Genomic DNA, 263 nt, shown 5'->3' with positions numbered 1-263 from the left:
TATCTGACGCGCCGTTTCGAGGAGGACGGGCTGTTCTTCTGGTTCAGCCATGAGGACGGTTCCCACAAGCTGCATGTGGCCGACAGCGCCAGCGGCTGGCTTTCGCCGTCGGCTTTGGCGCAGGGCGAGGGCAGGGTGCGTCTGGCGCAGGGGTCTTCGGATCGCAACCACATCAATGACTGGGCGCGGCGTTTTTCCTATGTGTCGGGCCAGCGGGCGGGCGCGGACTGGAACTTCGAGACGCCGGGCATGGTGCCGGGCAC

At 66.2% G+C, this 263-nt stretch carries 1 protein-coding gene; it reads left to right on the top strand.

All coding sequences use genetic code 11. From position 1 onward, the window contains the following. A partial coding sequence (locus JZX88_RS26495) for a contractile injection system protein, VgrG/Pvc8 family (RefSeq protein WP_256436405.1) occupies positions 1-263 on the top strand: 263 nt, incomplete at both ends.

The sequence above is a fragment of the Agrobacterium sp. OT33 genome, from assembly GCF_017313365.1.
GTDB classification, from domain to species: Bacteria; Pseudomonadota; Alphaproteobacteria; order Rhizobiales; family Rhizobiaceae; genus Agrobacterium; species Agrobacterium rhizogenes_A.
The sequence above is the reverse complement of the archived record's forward strand: the minus strand, read 5'-3'. Positions and strand labels throughout refer to the sequence as shown.